This is a genomic window from Streptomyces sp. CC228A (assembly GCF_021390935.1).
Classification (GTDB): Bacteria; Actinomycetota; Actinomycetes; order Streptomycetales; family Streptomycetaceae; genus Streptomyces.
This window is the reverse complement of the sequence record NZ_JAJPUI010000002.1, coordinates 877,209-895,114: the sequence shown is the minus strand read 5'-3', so window position 1 is coordinate 895,114 and position 17,906 is coordinate 877,209. Positions and strand designations below refer to the sequence as shown.

General features: G+C 73.5%; 14 protein-coding genes and 2 pseudogenes. 4 read left to right on the top strand and 12 right to left on the bottom strand.

Translation table 11 applies throughout. The annotated features are described in order from the left end of the window. Positions 1-48: 48 nt before the first annotated feature. The 3 genes and pseudogenes from L6E17_RS09385 to afsQ1 form a co-directional block, all read right to left on the bottom strand. Positions 49-704: pseudogene (locus tag L6E17_RS09385) on the bottom strand (VanZ family protein). Positions 705-1,543: 839 nt separating this feature from the next. After that, complete coding sequence (locus tag L6E17_RS09375) at positions 1,544-3,142, bottom strand: HAMP domain-containing sensor histidine kinase (RefSeq protein ID WP_236240278.1); 1,599 nt, start codon at positions 3,140-3,142, stop codon at positions 1,544-1,546. A gap of 23 nt (positions 3,143-3,165) precedes the next feature. Continuing rightward, complete coding sequence (afsQ1, locus tag L6E17_RS09370; protein ID WP_236240277.1) at positions 3,166-3,843, bottom strand: two-component system response regulator AfsQ1; 678 nt, start codon at positions 3,841-3,843, stop codon at positions 3,166-3,168. Between the two features lie 224 nt (positions 3,844-4,067). Here afsQ1 and L6E17_RS09365 point away from each other — a divergent pair, with 224 nt between their 5' ends. Then, on the top strand, positions 4,068-4,811 hold the full coding sequence (locus tag L6E17_RS09365; protein ID WP_236240276.1) for a SigE family RNA polymerase sigma factor: 744 nt from the start codon (positions 4,068-4,070) through the stop codon (positions 4,809-4,811). A 237-nt stretch (positions 4,812-5,048) separates the two neighbouring features. On the opposite strand, the pseudogene L6E17_RS09360 reads toward L6E17_RS09365, so the two are convergent. Further along, positions 5,049-5,750: pseudogene (locus tag L6E17_RS09360) on the bottom strand (uridine kinase); the annotation flags it as partial. A 56-nt stretch (positions 5,751-5,806) separates the two neighbouring features. Here L6E17_RS09360 and L6E17_RS09355 point away from each other — a divergent pair. Continuing rightward, the gene (locus L6E17_RS09355; protein ID WP_236240275.1) at positions 5,807-6,145 is read left to right on the top strand and encodes a hypothetical protein; all 339 of its coding nucleotides are present in this window, start codon (positions 5,807-5,809) and stop codon (positions 6,143-6,145) included. 80 nt (positions 6,146-6,225) lie between these two features. On the opposite strand, the gene L6E17_RS09350 is transcribed toward L6E17_RS09355, so the two are convergent. Genes L6E17_RS09350 through deoC form a run of 3 tightly spaced genes read right to left on the bottom strand, consistent with a single transcriptional unit; the run spans position 6,226 to position 9,544 of the window. Beyond that, positions 6,226-7,158: an aldehyde dehydrogenase gene (locus L6E17_RS09350; RefSeq protein WP_236240274.1), complete on the bottom strand. Its 933-nt coding sequence runs from the start codon at positions 7,156-7,158 to the stop codon at positions 6,226-6,228. Continuing rightward, entirely contained in the window at positions 7,151-8,587 is a 1,437-nt protein-coding gene (locus L6E17_RS09345; RefSeq protein ID WP_236240273.1) for an aldehyde dehydrogenase family protein, read from the bottom strand. The genes L6E17_RS09350 and L6E17_RS09345 overlap by 8 nt, the downstream gene beginning before the upstream one ends. A 6-nt stretch (positions 8,588-8,593) precedes the next feature. Next, positions 8,594-9,544: a deoxyribose-phosphate aldolase gene (gene deoC, locus L6E17_RS09340; protein ID WP_236240272.1), complete on the bottom strand. Its 951-nt coding sequence runs from the start codon at positions 9,542-9,544 to the stop codon at positions 8,594-8,596. 224 nt (positions 9,545-9,768) lie between these two features. Between deoC and L6E17_RS09335 the strand changes: the two genes are divergently transcribed. Then, entirely contained in the window at positions 9,769-10,365 is a 597-nt protein-coding gene (locus L6E17_RS09335; protein WP_236240271.1) for a PH domain-containing protein, read from the top strand. A 390-nt stretch (positions 10,366-10,755) separates the two neighbouring features. Here L6E17_RS09335 and L6E17_RS09330 read toward each other — a convergent pair whose 3' ends face one another. The 5 genes from L6E17_RS09330 to L6E17_RS09310 form a co-directional block, all read right to left on the bottom strand. Then, positions 10,756-11,973, bottom strand: coding sequence for an IS110 family transposase (locus tag L6E17_RS09330; protein WP_236238829.1), 1,218 nt, complete (start codon positions 11,971-11,973; stop codon positions 10,756-10,758). A gap of 801 nt (positions 11,974-12,774) precedes the next feature. Then, positions 12,775-14,424 (bottom strand): phospho-sugar mutase, encoded by a 1,650-nt coding sequence (locus L6E17_RS09325; RefSeq protein WP_236240270.1) that lies wholly within the window; start codon positions 14,422-14,424, stop codon positions 12,775-12,777. A gap of 71 nt (positions 14,425-14,495) precedes the next feature. Next, positions 14,496-15,320, bottom strand: coding sequence for a purine-nucleoside phosphorylase (locus L6E17_RS09320; RefSeq protein WP_236240269.1), 825 nt, complete (start codon positions 15,318-15,320; stop codon positions 14,496-14,498). A gap of 133 nt (positions 15,321-15,453) precedes the next feature. After that, positions 15,454-15,735 carry a type II toxin-antitoxin system RelE/ParE family toxin gene (locus tag L6E17_RS09315; RefSeq protein WP_236240268.1) on the bottom strand — a complete coding sequence of 94 codons (282 nt, stop codon included), beginning with the start codon at positions 15,733-15,735 and terminating at the stop codon, positions 15,454-15,456. A 49-nt stretch (positions 15,736-15,784) separates the two neighbouring features. Next, positions 15,785-16,222 carry a gamma-glutamylcyclotransferase gene (locus L6E17_RS09310; protein ID WP_236240267.1) on the bottom strand — a complete coding sequence of 146 codons (438 nt, stop codon included), beginning with the start codon at positions 16,220-16,222 and terminating at the stop codon, positions 15,785-15,787. Between the two features lie 158 nt (positions 16,223-16,380). On the opposite strand from L6E17_RS09310, the gene L6E17_RS09305 reads away from it, so the two are divergent. Continuing rightward, positions 16,381-17,889, top strand: a complete 1,509-nt coding sequence (locus tag L6E17_RS09305) for an NAD(P)H-quinone dehydrogenase (RefSeq protein WP_374109027.1) — start codon at positions 16,381-16,383, stop codon at positions 17,887-17,889. Positions 17,890-17,906 lie beyond the last annotated feature (17 nt).

The window sequence follows — 17,906 nt, the reverse complement described above, 5'->3', positions numbered from 1 at the left end:
CTCCGACTGACTCCATCGTGCCCCCGACCTGCCGGACAAACCATCGGACTACGGGGCGATCCCTACCCTGGGAATCGTCGGGGTCGGCCCCTGAGGACCGTCCTCCCTCAGGAGGGCACCGCCCCGACCGCCCCTCCCGCCCAGGGCGGAGACCCGCTCACCTGCCGAACGCACCGCCGCCGCGACCGTGTGCCGCGCCCCCGGCCGGCCCCCGCGCCCGTCCCCGTACGGTTCCGGCCGCCGGCGCAGCCGCGCCCGCCAGGCGGGCACCACCGCGAGGTGCGCCAGCACCACCCCCGCGGTGTTCAGCAGCAGCTGGTCCACGTCCACGACCCGTCCCGGCACGGCGGTCTGCAGCAGCTCGATCCCCAGGGACACCAGCGCGCCCCCGCAGCGGTGCGCAGCAGCGACGCCCACAGCGCCACGTCCAGCCGCGCGTCCGCCAGCGGCAGCAGCACCCCCAGCGGCGCCAGCAGCAGCAGGCCCCCGGCGATCCGCCGCGCCGCCTCCACCGGCCCCTGCGCCAGGTCCGCCCTGATCCCCGCGAGGGGCTCCCAGTTGGCGGCCGTCACCCACATCACGTCCAGGGGGCGCAGCGTCAGCCACCCCACGATCGCGAGATGGACGAAGAGGAGGACCAGCCCCGCCACGCGGTAGCGGATGGCGGCACTGCCGCCCGAACCATGACGCTGCACGCCCCCCAAGACGCGAGGAGCGGCGGCATCGGTTCCGCCCGGCCCCACTCCGCCGGGCGGCGGGGCGCCCGGGACGCGCAGCCGCCCCGAGGACCGGGGCAGGCCCCGCGTCCCGTCCGCGGCGCGCCCCACCGGAACGTGCACCGCGGTCAGGCCGGCCGCGTCGGCACGGCCGACTCGGGGCGCTCCTTGACGGCCTGGTCGCACACATAGCGGCGCACCGGGTAGTCACCGGGGCCGCCCAGCGGCACCGCACCCCCACGGCCACCGCGCCGGCGCCCGCGTAGGTGCACACGATCTGCGACAGCGCCGCGGGCGGCAGGTCCTCGGGCTGCCGGCTCAGCCGCAGCGCGCCCTCGGGGTCGCCGTCCCGGCCCTCCGACACGGTCAGCGGGCCCTGCACGTACGTGGCGAACCCGGCCTGCCGCTCCGCCTCCGACGGCTGCTGCGCCAGCGCGTCCAGCAGCGCCTGCGCCGTCGCCACCCGGGCCGCCCCGCCGCCGTCCGCCGGCAGCCGCACGGTCCTGTCCACCGCCGTCAGGCCCGACGCGCACACCAGGTACACGGCCCGGGTGCGCGGCCCGGCCGACGCCCGCGCCGGCTCCGACGCGGCGCCCGGGCCGGGCTCCTGTGCGGCCGCAGGCGGCGGGTCGCACGACATCCTGGACGGTGCGCCGCCCGCGTCGACCGGCACCGACGTCGTCCGGATCCCGCAGCCCGCGCACACCGCGGCCAGCACCGCGGCGCCCGCGAGCACCAGCCCCGGGCGGCGGCGCCCCGCTGCGCCCCTGCCCGTACCGCCTGCTGCGCGGGAACCGGGTCCGGTGGCCGATGCCGCCCCGGACGGCTCAGGCGCCTGCTTGCCTGTCACTCCGCTGTTCCTCATCCCCTGGACCGTCGCTGTCCCCTCGGCCGCCCTGCCGTGCGCCCTCGCCGCCGTCCCGGCCGGCCACCCCCGAGCCGTCCCTCGGCAGCCGCAGGGTGAAGACGGCTCCGTCGCCGTCGGGCGAGTTCGCCGCCGTGATGCTCCCGCCGTGGATGAGGGCGTTCTCCATGGCGATCGACAGGCCGAGCCCGCTGCCCTCCGAGCGCGGCCGCGACGCGCTCGCCTTGTAGAAGCGGTCGAACACGTGCGGCAGCACCTCCTCAGGAATGCCCGGACCGTGGTCCCGTACCCGTACGACGAGGTCGTCGCCGTCCGTCCGCACCGCGACCCGCACCGGCGACCCCCCGTGCTTGAGGGCGTTGCCGATCAGGTTCGCGAGGATGACGTCCAGCCGCCGCGGGTCCAGCCGGGCCACGAGGCCGCGCTCCGCGTCGAGTTCCACCGCGTCCAGCCACGCCCGCGCGTCGATGCAGGCCGTCACCTGGTCGGCCACGTCCACGTCGTCGAGCACCAGCCGGGCCGTGCCCGCGTCGAAGCGGGTCACCTCCATCAGGTTCTCGACCAGCGTGTTCAGCCGCCGTGTCTCGCTGACGACCAGCGCCACCGCCGGGGCGATCATCGGGTCCAGGCCGTCCTGCTCCTCCTCCAGGACCTCGGTCACCGCCGTCAGCGCCGTCATCGGCGTGCGCAGCTCGTGCGACATGTCCGCCACGAACCGCCGGCTCGACTCCTCCCGGGCGCTCATGTCCGCGACCTTCTTCTGGAGGTTCTCCGCCGCGTCGTTGAACGTCCGGGCCAGCTCGGCCAGTTCGTCCGTGCCCGAGACGCGCAACCGGGTGTCGAGCCGGCCCTCGCCGAGCCGCCGGGCCGCCTCGCCCAGCCGGTGCACCGGCCGCAGCACCGTCGTCGCCGCGAACTGCGCCAGCAGCGCCGACCCCAGCAGCGCCACCAGCGTCGCCACGCCCAGCGACCAGGCCAGCGAGTTCAGGTCCTGCCGCTCCGGCTCCAGCGACTTGTACATGTAGCCGGTCGGCCCGCCGCCGATGATCCGCGTCCCGCCCACCAGGTACGGTGTCCCGCCGCGCTCCGTACGCAGCCAGAACAGGTGGTACGGGTACTCGTTGCCGGAGCCGACCTCCTGCTCCTCGGCCACCGCGGCCCGCAGCGGCTTCGGCACGTCCTTCCACGTGAAGCGGTCCGGGTCGGACGCCCCGACGATGGGCTTGCCCTCCTCGCGCTCGCCCAGCAGCAGCACGCTGTACCCGCCGCCGCTCGCCGCCATCTGCCCGGCGGCGCGCCGCAGTTCCTCCTCGGTCGGCCGCAGCGGCAGCACCGCGGCCCGGTTCTGCATCTCCTGCTTGAAGTCGCGCAGCGCCGTGTCCTGCGTACGCGTCAGCACCGCCTCGCGGTTCAGCCAGTACGCGATACCCGACGCGGACACCGCGGCGGCCAGCGCGACCAGCCCGAACACGGCGATGAGGCGCACCCTCAGACTCGTCCACCGCCGGCCGGGGGGCAGCGCCGCCCCGCCGTTCCTGGTGCTCTTCGCGGCACCGCTCACTGTGCTGTTCCCGTCCTACGATCCTACGAAGGGGTGTCCAGGCGGTAGCCGACACCGCGCACCGTACGGATCAGGGTCGGCGAGGACGGCACGTCCTCCACCTTCGCCCGCAGGCGCTGCACACACGCGTCCACCAGCCGCGAGTCGCCGAGGTAGTCGTGCTCCCACACCAGCCGCAGCAGCTGCTGCCGGGACAGCGCCTGCCCGGGGCGGCGGCTCAGCTCCAGCAGCAGCCGCAGCTCGGTCGGCGTGAGCTGCAGTTCCTGCCCGTGCTTCGTCACCGTCATCGCGGACCGGTCGATGACCAGCGCCCCGAAGGTCGCCGAGTCCGTCGTCTCCCGCTCGCCGCGCCGCAGCACCGCCCGGATCCGGGCGTCCAGCACCCGGCCCTGCACCGGCTTGACGACGTAGTCGTCCGCCCCCGACTCCAGGCCGACGACCACGTCGATGTCGTCGCTGCGCGCGGTCAGCAGGATGATCGGCAGCTGGTCGGTGCGGCGGATCCGCCGGCACACCTCGAAGCCGTCGATGCCGGGCAGCATCACGTCCAGCACGATCAGGTCCGGCCGCTGCTCCCGCAGCAACTTCAGACCCTCTTCGCCGGACGCGGCAGTGGCCACCCGGTGGCCCTGTCGCGAAAGCGAGAGTTCGAGGGCCGTGCGGATGGAGTCGTCGTCCTCGATCAGCAACAGGAAAGGCACGCCGTCATTCTGTCCCATGGGGTGCGGCGAGTTCGACACCCGGAGCGCTCCCACGGCCCCACCGGTACCGGACCGGTATGTCACCGCACGGTCCGCGGGCGGTCCGCACCGCGTCACACGCCCCTGTTGCAGGCCTGTGACAGTCGGCGGACAGCGCCATGAAGTGGCCCAGGCAGTCTTTTGGTCACACGGACGAGCCGACTCCAGGACGACAGGGGGGCGTGATGAACGCAGTGCCGCACAGCACCACTCCGAGCGCGAGCGCAGTGGTCACGCGCCTCCACGACGTCGTCCGGAGCGGGGAGAAGTCCGGTGCCGTGAACGGGCGGGGGTGCGTTCGCGGCGCCGGGCGTCAGCACAAGGCGCCGTACATGGTGGCCGTGGCTGACGGGGGAAGGGCGTACGGGGAGAGCTCGGGGGAGCGCGCGGAGCGGACGGGGGCGAGCGCCGAAGCGGCGTTCACCGCCTACGTCCAGGAGCGCCGCGCCTCCCTGTACGCCACCGCCTACCACCTCACCGGCGACCGCCACGAGGCGGAGGACCTGCTGCAGAGCGCGCTGTTCTCCACGTACCGAGCCTGGGACCGCATCAGCGACAAGGCGGCGGTCGGCGGCTATCTGCGGCGGACGATGACGAACCTGCACATCAGCGCCTGGCGGCGGCGCAAGCTCAACGAGTACCCGACGGAGGAGCTGCCGGAGACGGTGGGCGACTCCGACGCGATGCGCGGCACCGAGCTGCGCACGGTGCTCTGGCAGGCGCTGGCCCGGCTGCCCGAGCAGCAGCGCACGATGCTGGTGCTGCGCTACTACGAGGGCCGCACCGATCCGGAGATCGCGGACATCCTCGACATCAGCGTCGGCACGGTGAAGTCGAGCATCTGGCGGTCGCTGCGCCGACTGCGCGAGGACGAGGTCCTCAGCTTCGGGCGCGACCAGGAGGAGTCCTTCGGCCAGCTCGTGGCCTGAGGGTACGGGGGGAGGCGGCGGCGGTCTCGGGGGAGGCCGGCGGTCGCCTCGGGGGAAACGGGGGGATCCACGGGGGCACGGGGGAAACACCTGCGCCGGACAAGCTGGGGGCTTGTCCGGCGCATTTCCCTTTTCCGGGCGCGGTACGGCGCCGCGGCTCCCGGCCGGGGAGGTGCCGCCGTCGGCCCGCCGCGGGTGCGGTGACGGCGGCGCCCCGGCGGGGTCAGCCGCCCTGCGGTGCGGGGGCCGCGGCGGCGAGGGGCGGCGGCGTCCCGCGGCGGCGGCCTCCAGGCGGCCGAGCGCCTCCTTCTTGCCGCACGCGTATGCGTTCAGCGCGGTCTGCCGCGCCACGATGGACCGCTCGGCCCGCATGAGCCGCCAGCCCCGGCGCAGCAGGAACGGCACGGACTTGCGACCCTCGCGCAGGTCGCGCAGCAGCCGGCGGCGGAACGTGGTCGACGGCCGCCCGCGCAGGCACAGCGCGTCCGCGAGCAGGCCCAGCTCCTGGCAGCGCCGCGCGATGTCGGCCGCGAAGATGCCCTCCGCCACGAACAGCGGGGTGCGCTCGATGCCGAAGGAGTCCCAGGCCACGCGGGAGCTGGTGGCGATGTCGTACACGGGGACGGTGGTGCGCCCGGTGGCGCAGAGCTCGGCGATCGCCGCGACCGCGGCGTCCGCGTCCCAGGACCGGGGCGAGTCCCAGTCGATGTCCGTGCTGCCCGGCACGAGGGGGAGGGTCGGGTCGTCGCCCTCCTTGTAGAAGTCGTCGAGCCGGAGCACGGGCAGGCCGGTGCGGGCGGCGAGGGACGATTTTCCGGAGCCGGAGGGGCCCGCGAGCAGGACGACGCGGGTCGGGATCGGTTGCGAACTCACGGGACACCAGTGTGAACCATTGGGCCGGTAGGGGGACCCCGCCGGGCACCCGTTGGTATCGAGCATCACACCTCCCTTACGCTGCGTCCTCGATCGAGCACCCTCAGGTGAGGACCAGTGTGATGAACCGTTTGCTGAAGGCCGGGCTGACCGTGTCGGCGGTGGGTGCCGCGCTCGGAGCGGCCGGGGGAGCGGCGCAGGCGGCGCCGCAGCTGCCCGACGTCGACCCGGCGGCCTCCGTGCAGGCGCTGACGGGCGCGGTCCCGCACGTGGCGGGCCCGGTCAAGCACCTCAAGATCAACCCGCTGGCGGAGACCGGGGTGGACCCGCTGGACAACGGGGTCGGCACGCAGGTGGCCGACTTCCAGCCGGTCGACACGACCTCGGTGACCGGCTCGCTCACCAACGTCCCCAGCCTGCCGGTCGCGGGCCCGCTGCTGGGCGGGGTCGTCCCGGGCTGAGGCGGCCGGGCGCGGACGGCGCGGCCCCGCCTCCCCCGGACGGAGGGGAGGCGGGGCCGCGGTACGGCGGGGCGTGCGGCTCAGTACGAGGAGCCGGAGGCGCCCAGGGAGCCGGTCGGGTGCCAGACCGTCTTCGTCTCCAGGAAGGCGGTCAGCCGGCCGGTGCCGGGGTCGGCGAACCAGTCGGCCTTGTCCACAGGCTGGGGACGCAGGATCCGCTTGAGGTTGTCCGCCGCCGCGACCTGAAGGTCCCGGGCCAGCTCGGCGTCGCCCGCCGCACCGGTCAGGTCGATGGCGTTCACGTCCTGGTGCGCGGCCAGCGGCGCGGCGATCTCCGCGGTGCGGCCGGACAGGATGTTCACGACACCGCCGGGCAGGTCGGAGGTGGCCAGCACCTCGGCCAGCGACAGGGCGGGCAGCGGGGCCTTCTCGGCGGCGGCGACCACGGCGGTGTTGCCGGTGGCGATCACCGGGGCGATCACGGACACCAGGCCCAGCAGCGGCGACTCCTGCGGCGCCAGCACCGCCACGACACCGGTCGGCTCCGGCGTCGACAGGTTGAAGTACGGCCCGGCGACCGGGTTGGCGCCGCCGACCACCTGGCTGATCTTGTCGGTCCAGCCCGCGTACCACACCCAGCGGTCGATGGCCGCCTCGACGGTCTCGGCCGCCCTGGACTTCGACAGGCCCTCGGCGTCGGCCACCTCCCGCACGAACTGGTGCCGGCGGCCCTCCATCATCTCCGCGACCCGGTACAGGATCTGGCCGCGCAGGTAGGCGGTCGCGCCGGACCAGCCGCCGAACGCCTTGCGGGCGGCGACCACCGCGTCGCGGGCGTCCTTGCGGGAGGCGAGCGGCGCGTTCGCCAGCCACGTGCCCTGGCCCGCCCCGTCGGAAGCTGAGGTCGCTGTGGTCACTTCGTACACCCGGCCGCTCTCGGAACGAGGGAACTTGCCGCCCACGTACAGCTTGTAGGTCTTGAAGACGCTCAGCCGCGTCGCCGACTCAGACATCGAGGTACGCCTCCAGACCGTGGCGGCCGCCCTCGCGGCCGAAGCCCGACTCCTTGTAGCCGCCGAACGGCGAGGTCGGGTCGAACTTGTTGAACGTGTTGGACCAGACGACACCCGCGCGGAGCTTGCCCGCGACCGCCAGGATGCGGGAGCCCTTCTCGGTCCAGATGCCCGCCGACAGGCCGTACTGGCTGTTGTTGGCCTTCGCGACGGCCTCGTCCGGGGTGCGGAAGGTCAGCACCGACAGGACGGGGCCGAAGATCTCGTCACGGGCCACGGTGTGCGCCTGGGTGACGTTCGTGAACAGCGTCGGCGCGAACCAGTAGCCGTGCTCGGGCAGCTCGCAGGCGGGCGACCAGCGTTCGGCGCCCTCCGCCTCGCCGGTCTCGGCGAGAGCCGTAATGCGGGCCAGCTGCTCGGCGGAGTTGATGGCGCCGATGTCGGTGTTCTTGTCCAGCGGGTCGCCCAGGCGCAGCGTGGTCAGCCGCCGCTTGAGGGACTCCAGCAGCTCCTCCTGGATCGACTCCTGGACGAGAAGGCGCGAGCCGGCGCAGCAGACCTGGCCCTGGTTGAAGAAGATGCCGTTGACGATGCCCTCGACGGCCTGGTCGACGGGGGCGTCGTCGAAGACGATGTTGGCCCCCTTGCCGCCGAGCTCCAGCGTGAGCTTCTTGGAGGTGCCGGCGACCGTGCGGGCGATCTCCTTGCCGACGGCGGTGGAGCCGGTGAAGGCCACCTTGTCGACGCCCGGGTGGGCGACCAGGGCGGCCCCGGCGTCCCCGTACCCGGGGAGGATGTTGACGACGCCCTTGGGCAGCCCGGCCTGGCGGCAGATGTCCGCGAAGAACAGGGCGGACAGCGGGGTCGTCTCGGCGGGCTTCAGGACGACCGTGTTGCCCGCGGCGAGCGCCGGGGCGATCTTCCACGCCAGCATCAGCAGCGGGAAGTTCCACGGGATGACCTGGCCGGCGACGCCCAGCGGCTTCGGGTCCGGGCCGTAACCGGCGTGGCCGAGCTTGTCGGCCCAGCCGGCGTAGTAGAAGAAGTGCGCGGCGACCAGCGGCAGGTCCGCGTCACGCGTCTCCCTGATCGGCTTGCCGTTGTCGAGGGTCTCCAGGACGGCCAGCTCGCGGGAACGCTCCTGGATGATGCGCGCGATGCGGAAGAGGTACTTGGCGCGCTCGCGGCCGGGCAGCGCCGACCACGTGCCGAACGCCTTGCGGGCCGCCTTCACCGCCCGGTCGACGTCCTCGGGGCCGGCCTGGGCCACCTCGGACAGCACCTCCTCGGTGGAGGGGCTGACGGTCTTGAACACCTTGCCGTCGGCGGCGTCGGTGAACTCGCCGTCGACGAAGAGCCCGTACGAGGGGGCGAGGTCGACGACGGAGCGCGACTCCGGAGCCGGTGCGTACTCGAATGCGGATGCCATGGTGTATCAGTCCACCGTCACGTAGTCGGGGCCGGAGTAGCGGCCAGTGGCGAGCTTCTGGCGCTGCATCAGCAGGTCGTTGAGCAGGCTCGACGCGCCGAACCTGAACCAGTGCGGGTCCAGCCAGTCCCCGCCCGCGGTCTCGTTGACCAGGACCAGGAACTTGATCGCGTCCTTGGTGCTGCGGATGCCGCCCGCCGGCTTCACACCCACCTGGACACCGGTCTGCGCGCGGAAGTCGCGGACCGCCTCCAGCATGAGCAGGGTGTTGGCGGGGGTGGCGTTGACCGCGACCTTGCCGGTCGACGTCTTGATGAAGTCCGCGCCCGCGAGCATGCCGAGCCAGGAGGCGCGGCGGATGTTGTCGTACGTGGACAGCTCGCCCGTCTCGAAGATCACCTTCAGCCGGGCGGCCCCGCAGGCCTCCTTCACCGCGCGGATCTCGTCGTGGACCTTCAGGTAGTCGCCCGCGAGGAACGCGCCGCGGTCGATCACCATGTCGATCTCGTCCGCCCCGGCGGCGACGGCGTCGCGGGTGTCCGCGAGCTTCACGCCGAGCGCGGCGCGGCCGGCCGGGAAGGCGGTGGCCACGGAGGCCACCTTCACGTCCGTACCGGCGAGGGCGGCCTTGGCCGTCTCCACCATGTCGGGATAGACGCAGACCGCGGCGGTACGGGGCGCGGTGCGGTCGGTCGGGTCGGGGTGGACGGCCTTGGCGGCGAGCGCCCGGACCTTGCCCGGGGTGTCCGCGCCTTCCAGCGTCGTCAGGTCGATCATCGAGATGGCCAGGTCGATGGCGTACGCCTTGGCCGTCGTCTTGATCGAACGGGTACCGAGGGACGCGGCGCGCGCCTCAAGACCGACGGGGTCCACGCCGGGCAGCCCGTGGAGGAAGCGGCGCAGCGTGCTGTCGGACGCGGTCACGTCAGCGAAGGGTGCAGTGTCGGGCATGGTCACCAGGTGAGCATATCTACGCGCGTAGCGGCCTGTACAGAGCAGGACGTCCGCGGGAGGTCACGACTGCGCATCCGTGACCCGGAACGCGCAGGCGAGCGCGGCGCGGCCCGGCGCCGGGGTGCAGTACGTCACACCGGCGGAACGCGCGGGGGACGCGCCGCGCCCCGCGGGCGGGTGCAGTACCTCACACCGGCGTCCCGGCGGCCTGAGGCACAATCGCCCCCATGACGACCCCTGAGCAGCAGCCCGGCACCCCCGACCCCTCCGCGGAGCCCGCGTACGCGGACCGGGTCTACCGGTCCCCGATGGCCATGGCCGGCGGCGTGCTGCTCCTCGCGGTCGGCCTCTGGATGGGCGTCGACGCGATGCTGCGGGGCGACGGCCGGGTGCCGTGGACGGCCGCCGCGCTGCTGCTGCTCGGCGTGCCGCTGGTGGTGGCGTTCACCTTCCGCCCCGCCGTGTACGCGAACGCGGACCGCGTCAGGATCCGCAACCCCTTCCGCACCATCGAGCTGCCGTGGGGCACGGTCGCCGCGGTACGCGCCTCCTACTCGACCGAGGCCGTGACCCGCGACGGCGCCAAGTACCAGGTGTGGGCGGTCCCCGTGTCCCTCAGGGCCCGGAAGAAGGCCCTGCGCAGCGGAGGCGGCGCCTCCGAGGGCGGCAACGACCGCCCGCTGGACGTACTCAAGGAGCTCGCGGAGAAGGGCGAGCAGCGCCCCACCGCCCAGGGTGAGCCCCGGGTCCGGTGGTGCTACGAACTCCTCGCCCCGATGGCGGTCGGCCTGGTGGTGCTGGTGGGCCTGCTGGTCACGGCGTGACGCCGACGGCGCCGGTGGGCGGGGCAGGGCGGTCGACCGTCCAGGACGCCCGGGCCGGGCGGTAGGGCGACCGGGGGCTTCCCGGAGCGGGGCCCCGGGGACAGCGACTGGCCGGATCCGGGCCCCAGGGCCCGGCGGCAGGCCGGGGCGGCGGTGTGCGGGTGTGCCCGGGCGGCTCCTACGGGCCAGCCGGGGCGGCGGCTTGTGCGTGTGCCCGGGCGGGCTCCTGCGGGTCAGGGCCGGGGCTGGGGCGGTGGCTTGCGCGTGTGCCCGGGTGGCTCCTGCGGGCCGGGGACCGGGCGGGTGGCTTGTGGATGTATCTGGGGGGTGCCTCTATGTCTTTCGTCAAGGCACCTCTGTCGGGTTTCGGGTGGTTCGGGCTTGCTGAAGCTATGCGGCGAGTTCGACGTCCGTCGGTGTCCGGGGTTCGTAGAAGGTGCCGTCGCGGAGCATGGCGAACAGGACGCTGATGCGTTGGCGGGCGAGGCGGAGGAGTGCCTGGGTGTGGGTTTTGCCGCGGGCTCGTTGCTTGTCGTAGTAGGTGCGGGAGGCCGGGTCGGCGTTCATGCAGGCGAAGGCCGAGAGGAACATCGCCCGTTTGAGCTGCCGGTTTCCGCCTCGGGGTGCGTGTTCGCCGTGGATCGAGGTCCCGGACTGCTTCGTGGTGGGTGCGAGGCCGGCGTAGGAGGCGAGGTGGGCTGCGGTGGGGAAGCTGGTGCCGTCGCCGACGGTAACCAGCAGGACGGCGGCGGTCCTGACGCCGACGCCGGGCATCGACGTCAGGACCGGGGAAAGAGGGTGAGCCTCCAGCAGAGCGTTGATCTGGGCTTCCATCGCCCGGCGCTGGGTGTGAACAGCGGTGAGCGAGGCGGCCAGGGAGGGGATCACGATGTCGAGGGTGCCGGTGCCCGGGACCACGACGGTCTGTTCGTCGAGCGCGTCGAAGACGTCGTCGATCAGCCGGGTGGCCATGCGCGGGGCCTTCGGGCGGATCAGCTCCACGAGTCTGCGGCGGCCTGCCTTGCGCAGGGCGGCCGGGGATCCGTAGCGCTCCAGCAACCAGGTCACGGCCTGGTGGTCCAGGCGCGGGCCCAGGACGCGCTCCAGCGAGGGGTGGAACTGGGTGAGCAGACCGCGTATCCGGTTGGAGGTGCGGGTGGCCTCGGCGGCGAGGTCCTGGTCGAAGCCGACGAGCACGGTGAGCTCGGCAGTGATCTCGTCGGTCAGTTCCAGCGAGCGCAGGGTGTGCGGCATAGTCCGTGCGGCGTCCGCGATGACGGCGGCGTCTTTGGCGTCGGTCTTGGCCTCGCCCGGGTAGAGGTCGGCGATCCGGCGCATCGCGAGTCCGGGCAGGTAGGCGACCTGGCAGCCGGCGTCGCGGGCGACGGTCAGCGGCAGGGCGCCGATGGAGGCGGGCTGGTCCACGATCACCAGGACGGTGCCGAACTTGTCGCGCAGCTTGTCGAAGACGGCCCGCAGCCTGGGCTCGCTGTTGGGCAGCGGTTTGTCGAAGACCTTCTTCCCGCCCGGGGTGAGCCCATGACCGTGGTGGGCACTCTTGCCGACGTCCAGGCCCAGGAACACGCCCACGTCTTCGATCTCGAACATCGTGCCCCTTCCCAGGGGGTGTTGGCGGTGCCGGCCTCGGCTCGGGTGTCGTGCTCGCGCATCCACGTTATGCAGACCTGCCGCCCGCGAACTGTCCGGCATTGCGCCGGACCGGACGGTGGCCGGACCTCTGATCAGCGTCTCCGACGAACACCCCCGGACCCGGTGACACCACCCCCCAGGTCATGCCTTCGACAGGGGGCAACAGTCATGCCGGGCCCGGAGGCCAGCGGCCCCGTTGCGGAGCCGCAGAAAACATAACGGGGCCTGCGGGCCGGGGCGGGGCGCAGGCTTGTGGATGTACCTGGGGGCGGCTCCTGCGGGCCGGGGCGGCTCGCGGTGGCGGAGCCATGCGCGTGGTGCTTCCGCGCCGGGCGGTCGGCCGCGGTACTCCTCGCGTGGCGGGCGAGCGGCCCGGGCGGCGCGCCCGGCCGGGCCCGGTGGGCAGCAGCCGGCCGACCTTGCTTCGCACGCCGCAGCCGTACGGGAGTGCCGGCGTGCCGGGGCGGGCCGGCTCCCGGGGCGCGGGCCCACTCGGACACCCCGGACACCCCGGACACCGGGGCTTCGGGGCCGCAGGGGCCGGGCGCGGGGGAGGGGCCCCTATCGCGGCCCGCTCTGCGCGTACGGCGGAGGGGCCGGGCTCCGGGGGTGCGGTGTGCGGGTGCGGCGGGTCTGAGGGGTGTGGTGTGCGGGTGCGGCGGAGGGGCGGGTCGGCGGGGTGTGGTGTGCGGGTACGGCGGAGGGGCCGGCCCGGGTGGCTCCGGGCCGGCCCCTCCGGCAGGTGTGCCGCGGGTCCCGTCAGATGCCCGCCGCGGCCGACAGGTCGCGCTTGACGGCTTCCAGGACCCCGGCCGCGCGGCTGCGGGCCTCCGCCAGGCCGGTGGCGTCGCCGACGGGGACGACGACCTCCAGGTAGCACTTCAGCTTCGGCTCCGTACCGCTCGGGCGGACGATGACGCGGGCCTTGTAGTCGCCCTCCAGGTAGTACCGGAGGCCGTCGGTCGGGGGCAGCGCCTCCGAACCCTTCGTCAGGTCCTCGGCCGACACCACCGTCAGCCCGCCCAGCTTCACCGGAGGCGCCTCGCGCAGGCGGCGCATCGCGTCCGAGATGACCGACAGGTCCTGCACGCGGACCGACAACTGGTCCGTGGCGTGCAGGCCGTGCGCCACCGCCAGGTCGTCCAGCAGGTCCGACAGGGTCCGGCCCTGCTCCTTCAGTTCGGAGGCCAGCTCCGCCACCAGCAGGGCCGCCGTGACGCCGTCCTTGTCGCGGACGCCGTCCGGGTCCACGCAGTAGCCGAGGGCCTCCTCGTAGCCGTAGCGCAGGCCCTCCACGCGGGCGATCCACTTGAAGCCGGTGAGGGTCTCCGCGTGGCCCACCCCGCCCGCCTCCGCGATACGGCGCAGCAGCGAGGACGACACGATCGACTCCGCGAAGACGCCCTGCGCCCCCTTGTGGACCAGGTGCTCCGCCAGCAGCGCGCCCACCTCGTCGCCGCGCAGCATCCGCCAGCCGCCCTCGGCCGCGTCGTCCGGCACGGCCACCGCGCAGCGGTCGGCGTCCGGGTCGTTCGCGATCACGAGGTCCGGCCGGGCCTCACGCGCCGTCGCGAACGCCAGGTCCATGGCGCCCGGCTCCTCCGGGTTCGGGAACGCCACGGTGGGGAACGCCGGGTCGGGCTCCGCCTGCTCGGCGACCAGCACCGGCGCCGGGAAGCCCGCCCGGGCGAAGGCCGCGAGCACCACGTCCTTGCCGACGCCGTGCATCGCGGTGTAGACGACGCGGGCGGAGCGCGGGCCGCCGGGGGTGAGGACGGCGTCCGTCCGCGCCAGGTAGGCGTCCAGGACCTCGTCGCCCAGGGTGTCCCAGCCCTCCTCGGCGCGCGGCACGTCCGCCAGCGACCGCACGGCCGCGATCTGCGCCGCGATCTCCGCGTCCGCGGGCGGCACGATCTGGGAGCCGTCGCCCAGGTACACCTTGTAGCCGTTGTCCCGGGGCGGGTTGTGGCTCGCCGTGACCTCCACGCCCGCGACCGCGCCGAGGTGCCTTATCGCGTACGCCAGGACGGGCGTCGGCAGCGGCCTGGGCAGGAGCGCCGCCCGCAGGCCCGCGGCCACCATCACGGCGGCCGTGTCGCGGGCGAAGTCCGCCGACTTGTAGCGGGCGTCGTAGCCGACGACGACCAGCCCGCCGCCGCGGCCCTTCTCCTTCAGGTACGCGGCCAGGCCCGCCGCCGCGCGGATGACCACGGAGCGGTTCATCCGCATCGGTCCGGCGCCCAGCTCACCGCGCAGCCCGGCCGTGCCGAACTGCAGCGTGCCGCCGAAGCGGGCGGCCAGCTCGTCGAGGTCCCGGTCGGCGAGGAGGGCGGCGAGCTCCTCGCGGGTCTCGCCGTCCGGGTCCTCCGCGAGCCACGCCTCCGCCTGCGCGATCAGGTCCTGATGCACGGTCTCCCTCTCTGGGTGAATGTCGTACGCGTACGGGATGGTCCTGCCGTGTGCCGATACCCGGCGGTGCCTCAGATGCGCTCCAGCACCCGGGTGAGGAGCTGGCCCATGCGGGCCGCGGAGTCGCGACCGGCCTGCAGGACCTCCTCGTGGTTCAGCGGCTCACCCGAAAGGCCCGCGGCCAGATTGGTGACCAGCGAGATGCCGAGGACCTCTGCGCCGGCCTCGCGGGCTGCGATGGCCTCCAGGACGGTCGACATGCCGACGAGGTCGCCGCCGAGGACGCGGACCATGCCGATCTCGGCCGGGGTCTCGTAGTGCGGCCCGGGGAACTGGACGTACACGCCCTCTTCGAGGCTCGGGTCCACCTCCTTGCAGAGCGCGCGCAGCCGCGGCGAGTACAGGTCCGTCAGGTCGACGAAGTTGGCGCCGACGATCGGGGAGGCGGCGGTCAGGTTCAGGTGGTCGCTGATCAGCACCGGCTGGCCGGGGCGCATGCCCTCGCGCAGGCCGCCGCAGCCGTTGGTGAGGACGATGGTCTTGCAGCCGGCGGCGACGGCGGTGCGCACGCCGTGGGCGACGGCGGCGACCCCGCGGCCCTCGTAGAAGTGCGTCCGTCCCAGGAAGACCAGGGCCCGCTTGTCGCCGATGCGGTACGAGCGCAGCTTGCCGCCGTGGCCCTCGACCGCGGGCGGCGGGAAGCCGGGCAGCTCGGTGACGGGGAACTCGTGCTCGGGGCTGCCGAGCGCGTCGGCGGCCGGGGCCCAGCCGGAGCCCATCACGAGGGCGACGTCGTGGTTCTCGGCGCCGGTCAGCTCACGCAGGCGGGAAGCGGCCTGGTCGGCGGCGGCGTAGGGGTCGCCCTGGGGGCGTTCCGGAGTAGCAGATGCGTTCACGCGACGAGGGTAACCCGAACGGGCCTACGCGCGTAGATGACGGGGCCTACGGTGTTCGGATCGTTGCGTTGTGGTTTCCGCCGAATCGGCCGGGCGGCCCCTGGAGGGCCTTCCGGCCCTCCGGACGGGCGGGTCAGGCGTCGGCGTCGGTGACGAGGACGTCCTTGTTGTTGAAGACCTCGACGACGAAGATCAGCAGGCGCCCCAGGCTGACGGTGTACTCGACCAGGATGTTCTGCGTGAGGAGGACGGTGCGGTCGTCTCCGGTGGCGCTTATGGGGCGGGAGAGGTCGAGGAACGGATCGCGGGCGATGAGGGCGATGCCCTTGTCGAACGCGGACCGCTGCTGGTCGTCCAGCCGGTCGCGGGCCGAAGCGGCCTGCTCGGTGAAGTACACCTGGTAGGTGCGAGACATGATGATCCCTCCGCCTGTCCTGGCGCGAGTCTAGCGCCGCAGGCCGCCCTCAGCAGGGCCGTTTGCGCAGCTCCATCACGTAGTCGTGGGGGGCGCCCGCCGACTCCGCCGCGTCGGCGACCTCGCCCAGGTAGCGGGCCGACGGCAGCCCGCCCTCGTAGCCGTTGAGCACGTACGTCCAGGCGGACTCCTCACCGTCCAGGGTGTGCACCCGCACGCGCAGCCGCCGGTAGATGTCCAGCCCGACGCCCTCCCAGCGGTCCATCGAGTCCTCGTCCAGCGGGGCGATGTCGTACAGCGCGACGAAGACCTGCGAGCAGGGGTCCTCCACGATCGTGGCGAGGGCCCCCTCCCAGCCCATCTGCTCGCCGCCGAAGGTCAGGCGCCAGCCGTTCATCCAGCCGGTGCCGCGCAGCGGGGAGTGCGGGGCGCGGCGGGACATCAGCCGCGCGTCGAGATTGCCGGCGTACGCGGCGTAGAGCGACATGGGTCGAGGGTACGTGAGGGGTGGGGCTGCGCGCTGGCCGCGGGCGAAGGGAGGCGGCTGCGACGGCGCGGCCGGAAGCGGCCGAACGAGGACCCGGGGCTGAGCGGACTCGAACAGTGCGGGACAATGAAGTACGTACTCCCCTCCTTCCGAGGACCATTCCCGACCCCCGGGCCCGCACAGTCCGCGGGGTTGCCGTGACGAGAGCGCGAGGCGTGACCCCTGTGACCCGGATCGTGATCATCGGTGGCGGACCCGGCGGATACGAGGCGGCCCTGGTGGGCGCCCAGCTCGGCGCGGAGGTGACCGTCGTGGACTGCGACGGCCTCGGCGGAGCCTCCGTCCTGACCGACTGCGTACCCTCCAAGACCCTCATCGCGACCGCCGAGGTCATGACGACCTTCGACTCCTCGTACGAGGAGCTGGGCATCATCGTCGCCGACGACACGCCGCACGTGGACACCCCCGCCCGGGTGGTCGGGGTCGACCTGGGCAAGGTGAACCGCCGGGTGAAGCGGCTCGCGCTCGCCCAGTCGCACGACATCACCGCGTCCGTCACCCGGGCCGGCGCCCGGGTGATGCGCGGCCGGGGCCGGCTCGACGGCCCGCAGGCGCTCGACGGCTCCCGGAAGGTGGTGGTCACCGCCGCCGACGGCTCCGAGGAGACCCTGACCGCCGACGCCGTCCTCATCGCGACCGGCGGCCACCCGCGCGAGATCCCCGACGCCAAGCCGGACGGCGAGCGCATCCTCAACTGGACGCAGGTGTACGACCTGGAGGAGCTCCCCGAGGAGCTCATCGTGGTGGGTTCCGGTGTGACCGGCGCCGAGTTCGCCGGCGCGTACCAGGCCCTCGGCTCCCGCGTCACGCTCGTCTCGTCGCGCGACCGCGTGCTGCCGGGCGAGGACCCGGACGCGGCGGCCGTGCTGGAGGACGTGTTCCGGCGCCGCGGCATGAACGTCATGGCCCGCTCGCGCGCCCAGTCCGCCAAACGGGTGGGCGACCGCGTCGAGGTCACCCTGTCGGACGGCCGGGTCATCTCCGGCACCCACTGCCTCATGGCGGTCGGCGCCGTCCCGAACACCGCGGGCATGGGGCTGGAGGAGGCCGGCGTGCGGCTGAAGGACTCCGGCCACATCCGGACCGACAAGGTGTCCCGCACCTCGGCGCCCGGCGTGTACGCGGCGGGCGACGTGACGGGCGTCTTCGCGCTGGCGTCGGTGGCCGCCCAGCAGGGCCGGATCGCGATGTACCACTTCCTGGGTGAGACGGTGGCGCCGCTCAACCTGAAGACGGTGTCGTCGAACGTCTTCACCGACCCCGAGATCGCCACGGTCGGGTACACCCAGGCCGACGTGGACGCGGGCAAGATCGACGCCCGGGTCGTCAAGCTGCCGCTGCTGCGCAACCCGCGCGCCAAGATGCAGGGGGTGCGGGACGGCTTCGTCAAGATGTTCTGCCGGCCGGGCACCGGCATCGTCGTCGGCGGCTGCGTCGTCGCCCCGCGCGCCAGTGAGCTGATCCACCCCATCTCGATCGCGGTCGACAACAATCTGACCGTCGAGCAGATCGCGAACGCCTTCACTGTGTACCCGTCCCTGTCGGGATCGATCGCCGAGGTGGCACGGCAGTTGCACACCCGGAAGTCGGCGGGCGCGGAGGCGTGAGCCCGCGGTAGCGCGGC

Coding starts and splice junctions, on each gene's coding strand:
- L6E17_RS09365 (WP_236240276.1), top strand. CDS start 4,068: ATGAACGCAGTGCCGCACAGCACCACTCCGAGCGCGAGCGCAGTGGTC.
- L6E17_RS09355 (WP_236240275.1), top strand. CDS start 5,807: ATGAACCGTTTGCTGAAGGCCGGGCTGACCGTGTCGGCGGTGGGTGCC.
- L6E17_RS09350 (WP_236240274.1), bottom strand. CDS start 7,158: ATGTCTGAGTCGGCGACGCGGCTGAGCGTCTTCAAGACCTACAAGCTG.
- L6E17_RS09345 (WP_236240273.1), bottom strand. CDS start 8,587: ATGGCATCCGCATTCGAGTACGCACCGGCTCCGGAGTCGCGCTCCGTC.
- L6E17_RS09335 (WP_236240271.1), top strand. CDS start 9,769: ATGACGACCCCTGAGCAGCAGCCCGGCACCCCCGACCCCTCCGCGGAG.
- L6E17_RS09330 (WP_236238829.1), bottom strand. CDS start 11,973: ATGTTCGAGATCGAAGACGTGGGCGTGTTCCTGGGCCTGGACGTCGGC.
- L6E17_RS09315 (WP_236240268.1), bottom strand. CDS start 15,735: ATGTCTCGCACCTACCAGGTGTACTTCACCGAGCAGGCCGCTTCGGCC.
- L6E17_RS09310 (WP_236240267.1), bottom strand. CDS start 16,222: ATGTCGCTCTACGCCGCGTACGCCGGCAATCTCGACGCGCGGCTGATG.